The sequence below is a fragment of the Methylocella sp. genome (assembly GCF_044226135.1).
Classification (GTDB): Bacteria; Pseudomonadota; Alphaproteobacteria; order Rhizobiales; family Beijerinckiaceae; genus Methylocapsa.
The window spans coordinates 1-4,756 of record NZ_JBGAHM010000064.1; the positions used below are offsets into that span (position 1 = coordinate 1).

At 68.5% G+C, this 4,756-nt stretch carries 5 protein-coding genes; all 5 read left to right on the forward strand.

All coding sequences use genetic code 11. The annotated features are described in order from the left end of the window. Positions 1–719: alpha-E domain-containing protein (locus ACILRB_RS15780; protein WP_395667250.1), on the forward strand; the 719-nt coding region annotated here is incomplete at its 5' end. 206 nt (positions 720–925) lie between these two features. Next, on the forward strand, positions 926–1,747 hold the full coding sequence (rimP, locus tag ACILRB_RS15785) for a ribosome maturation factor RimP (protein ID WP_395667251.1): 822 nt from the start codon (positions 926–928) through the stop codon (positions 1,745–1,747). 12 nt (positions 1,748–1,759) lie between these two features. Beyond that, positions 1,760–3,370, forward strand: a complete 1,611-nt coding sequence (gene nusA / locus ACILRB_RS15790) for a transcription termination factor NusA (RefSeq protein WP_395667252.1) — start codon at positions 1,760–1,762, stop codon at positions 3,368–3,370. A gap of 14 nt (positions 3,371–3,384) precedes the next feature. After that, entirely contained in the window at positions 3,385–4,182 is a 798-nt protein-coding gene (locus tag ACILRB_RS15795; protein WP_395667253.1) for an RNA-binding protein, read from the forward strand. A 352-nt stretch (positions 4,183–4,534) separates the two neighbouring features. Beyond that, on the forward strand, positions 4,535–4,756 hold a 222-nt coding region (locus ACILRB_RS15800), incomplete at its 3' end, for a translation initiation factor IF-2 associated domain-containing protein (protein ID WP_395667254.1).

Sequence of the window (4,756 nt, forward strand, 5' to 3'; positions counted from 1 at the left end):
ATCCGTCCTCGATCAGGAACTGCATCGAGCTCGCGCGCACCAACGCGCGCGCGGTGCGCACGGCGCTTACCGTCGAGATGTGGGACGCGATCAACGGCGCCTGGATCGAGCTCAAGCGCTTCGAGGCCAATCACGCCTCGCGCGGCTTTTATGACCGGCGCGAGCTGTCGCGCTTCCTCGACTTCGTCAAGAAGACCTCGCTCGACTATGACGGCTCGGCCTATCGCACCATGCTGCGCAACGACGCCTTCTGGTTCTCGCGGCTCGGTCTCTATGTCGAGCGCGCCGACAACACGGCGCGCATCCTCGACGTGAAATATCACGTGCTGCTGCCCGAGAACGAGACCGTCGGCGGCTCGCTCGACTATTTCCAGTGGACCGCGATTCTTCGCGCGGTGTCGGCGCTCACCGCCTATCACTGGGTCTATCGCGAGAACGTGAAGCCCTGGCTGATCGCCGATCTTCTGATCCTCAAGCTCGAAATGCCGCGCTCGCTGATCGCCTGCTACGACAACATCGTCTATTTTCTCGACGCCATCGCCAAAGCCTATGGCAAGACCGGGCCGGCGCAGAAGCAGGCGCACGCCATCATGCTGCGGCTCGAAAGCGCGACGACGGCCGAAGTCTTCAAGATCGGCCTGCATGAGTTCCTGACCGCCTTCGTGCAGGACAACGACCGCCTCGGCGCCACCATCACCGAGCAATATCTGCAATATTGACGGCGCTTTTGGTAAGATCGCGTCCCGCCGCCCCTTGCTAAGGCGGCGGGGCGGGGCTATATTCGCCTCATTCATCTTCTCATAACGTCAGTTCGATATCGGACGAGCGTCTTATCGAGAGTGGGCCCGCCCGGACCCGCTCTTTTTTGTTGCAGCTTCGCTCCGACTGAGAGCCTGAAAGGCCGCGATTGAACGAGACCGGACGATTGAACGAGAACGGCCCGCTGAACGGGACCGCCGCGGCGCAGGGGTCTGACGGCGCGCTCGACGAGCCGCGCCTCGTCGCCGAGACGGGGACGGCGGCGCGAATCGCCCATGTCGCCGCCGCCGTGCTGGCCGATCTCGGCTATCGCCTCGTCCGGGTGAAGATTTCCGGCCAGGACGGCATGACCGTGCAGATCATGGCCGAGCGTCCCGACGGCGCGATGACCATCGACGACTGCGAGGCCGCGAGCGCGGCGCTCTCGCCGGCGCTCGACGTCGAGGACGTGGTGCGCCAGGCCTATCGGCTGGAGCTGTCCTCGCCCGGCATCGACCGGCCGCTGGTGCGCGTTTCGGATTTCAGGCGCGCGCTGGGGCAGGAGGCGCGCGTCGAGCTGCGCGCCGGGCTTGACGGACGCAAGCGTTTCCGCGGCGTGCTCGCCGGCGTCGAGGGGGAGGGGGCGAAGGCCGTCGTCACGCTCGATCGCGACGACGCGCGCGCCGACGAAGAGCCCCGCGTCAGCCTGCCGCTCGACGATCTCGCCGAAGCCAAGCTGATTCTGACCGAGGACCTGATTCGCGCCGCGCTGCGCGCCGCCAAGGCCGCGCTCGAGGGCGGGGCGGACGATGCGGACGACGACGCGCCGCCGGCCCCGGCGAAGAACTACGCGCCGAAGAAGGGCGCGGGGCCGAAGCCCAAGGCGAAGCCGCTGCTGCCGGCCGGCGTGCGCGCGCAATTCAAGAAGACGAGGCCCGACCGGCCGCTCGACGGCGGCGCCGGAGCGCGAGACGGCGCGCCGGCTCCGCGCCGGAACGGGCCGAAATAGGAGACCATGCATATGGCCGTCAGCGCCAACAGGCTCGAACTTCTGCAGATCGCCGACGCCGTCGCGCGCGAAAAATCGATCGACCGCCAGATCGTGCTGTCCTCGATGGAGGACGCGATCCAGAAGGCGGCGCGCTCGCGCTATGGCCAGGAGACCGAGGTGCGCGCCGAGATCAATCCGCGCACCGGCGAACTGCGCCTGTCGCGCCTGCTGCTCGTCGTCGACGAGATCGAAAACGACGCGATTCACATCAGCCTCGACGAGGCGCGCAAGAAGAACCCGGCCGCGCAGGTCGGGGACATGATCGCCGAGACCCTGCCGCCGTTCGACTTCGGCCGCATCGCCGCGCAGTCGGCGAAGCAGGTGATCGTGCAGAAAGTGCGCGAGGCCGAGCGCGACCGCCAGTATCAGGAATACAAGGACCGCATCGGCGACATCGTCAACGGCGCGGTCAAGCGCGTCGAATATGGCAACGTCATCATCGACCTCGGCCGCGGCGAGGCGACGATTCGCCGCGACGAGATGATCCCGCGCGAGACCTTCCGCCCGGGCGACCGCGCGCGGGCCTATGTCTATGACGTGCGCCGCGAGCAGCGCGGGCCGCAGATCTTTCTGTCGCGCACCCATCCGCAGTTCATGGCCAAGCTGTTCCAGCAGGAAGTGCCGGAGATCTACGACAACATCATCACCGTGAAGGCGGTGGCCCGCGACCCGGGCTCGCGCGCCAAGATCGCGGTGATCTCGCGCGACGCCTCGATCGACCCCGTCGGCGCCTGCGTCGGCATGCGCGGCTCGCGCGTGCAGGCGGTGGTCAACGAGCTGCAGGGCGAAAAGATCGACATCATCCCCTGGTCGCCCGACGCCGCCACCTTCATCGTCAACGCGCTGCAGCCGGCCGAAGTGGTCAAGGTGGTGCTCGACGAGGACTCTTCACGTATTGAAGTCGTGGTCCCGGATGACCAACTGTCCCTTGCGATCGGACGGCGCGGCCAGAACGTGCGTCTCGCCTCGCAGCTCACCGGCTGGGACATCGACATCCTGACCGAGGCCGAGGAGTCGGAGCGCCGCCAGAAGGAATTCGTGGAGCGCACCAACATTTTCATGGAGGCGCTCGACGTCGACGAGGTGGTCGGCCAGCTGCTCGCCTCCGAAGGTTTTCGCTCGGTCGAGGAGCTCGCTTATGTCGAGCCGGCCGAACTTGCCGCCATCGAGGGCTTCGACGACGACACCGCGGCCGAGATCCAGACGCGCGCCAATGACCATCTGGCCCGCATCGAAGCCGAGCAGGACCAGCGCCGCATCGAGCTCGGCGTCGCCGACGAACTGCGCGAGGTGGCCGGCGTGACGACGCCGATGCTCGTCAAATTCGGCGAGAACGACGTCAAGACGGTCGAGGACCTCGCCGGCTGCGCCACCGACGACCTCGTCGGCTGGACCGAACGCAAGGAAGGCGAGACGACCCGGCACGCGGGCTTCCTCGAAGGCTTCGACGTCAGCCGCGAGGAGGCCGAGGCCATGATCATGACGGCGCGCCTGCACGCCGGCTGGATCGACTCCCTGCCGCAGCCGGCGGCCGAGGAGGAAGAAGGCGTCGAGGCCGCCGCCGAGGAGGCGCGGGCCTGACGGGAGCCGCGCCGATGGATCCGGCCGGGCCCGAGGAGGCCTATGACGCCGGCGAGAAAGGCCCGGAGCGCACCTGCGTCGTGACCCGGCGCAAGGGCCCGCCGGAGGCCATGATCCGCTTCGTCGCGGGGCCTGGCGACGTCGTCGCGCCCGACCTCAGGCGGAAATTGCCGGGACGGGGCGTTTGGGTTATGGCCAATGGCGCGCTCGTGGCCGAGGCCGCCCGCAGGGGCGCGTTTTCGCGCGGGTTCAGGCGCAAGGTCGCGGCTTCGCCCGATCTCGCGGCTGAGGTCGACGCGCTGCTGGAGCGGGACTGCCTGCAGTCGCTGTCCCTCGCCAACAAGGCGGGGCTCGTCGTCGCGGGCTTCGGCAAAGCGGCGGAGGCGATCGCCTCGGGCGCCGCGGCGGGCGTCGTGCATGCGAAGGACGGCGCGGCCGACGGCGCGCGCAAACTGGGACAGGCGCTGCGCCGGGAGGCGCGGCGGAGCGGCGACGAAGAGGGCGCGCCAGCGTCCGGCGGGGAAAACGTCGCGCCGATCATCGAACTGTTTACGTCCGGGCAATTGGATTTGTCGCTCGGGCGAACTAATGTCATACATGCGGTCGTGCTGGCCGGCCCGGCCGGCCGGGGCTTCGTGGAACGGTGCCGTCGTCTCGAAGCTTATCGGGTCGAGGCCTGTCGGTCGGAACGGCGTGACGCGGGGCGGCGCCCCGAACGGGATTTTACGCAGGAGTTCGGGCCGCGTCCGGCGCGCGAGCGCGCGGCGGACGGGTCCGAAAGAGATGAAGCCGCGCAGGCGCGCGAGGAATGAGGGAGCGGCGCGCCGCGGCGCGTCGAAGGAGTTCCGGCGAAGCTGGAGTCTGGATTGAGTTTGCGGCCTTCGGGCCGCCCTGCCGTCGGCGGCCTGTCGGTTCGAAGCCGGAGCCCGTTCGACGGAAACGCCTGCCGCGCGCGACGCCTCGCCGATCGCCGCCGTCAGGACCAAAGCCGCGAACTGACGCGAACGGCGCGGTTTATCCCGAAGGTTCAGCCGCCTTTCGGATAGGCCGCTTCTATTGGCGGCAAGACGACGGCCGAGCCGCTTTCGCGGCGCTGCGGCGCCGGCGGGACCGCCGGCATTGTTGGATTTGAAAAGGGCGCGAGCCCGCGGGAACGCAAGACTGATGAGTGAAACGAAGAACCCTGGCGATCATACGCTGAGCGTCGCTCCGACAAAGACCCTCTCGCTCAAGAGGCCGGTCGAGGCTGGCATCGTGCGCCAGAGCTTTTCCCATGGCCGCAGCAAGGCCGTCGTCGTCGAGAAGGTGAAGCGGCGCGTCGTCGGCGACAGTCATGGCCACGCCCACCCGGCGGCCCACCCCGCGCGCGAGCCTGCGGCCCGCGAG

Bases quoted from the DNA above. Each gene is read 5' to 3' on its own strand.
- ACILRB_RS15795 (WP_395667253.1), top strand. From the start codon at position 3,385: ATGGATCCGGCCGGGCCCGAGGAGGCCTATGACGCCGGCGAGAAAGGC.
- nusA (WP_395667252.1), top strand. From the start codon at position 1,760: ATGGCCGTCAGCGCCAACAGGCTCGAACTTCTGCAGATCGCCGACGCC.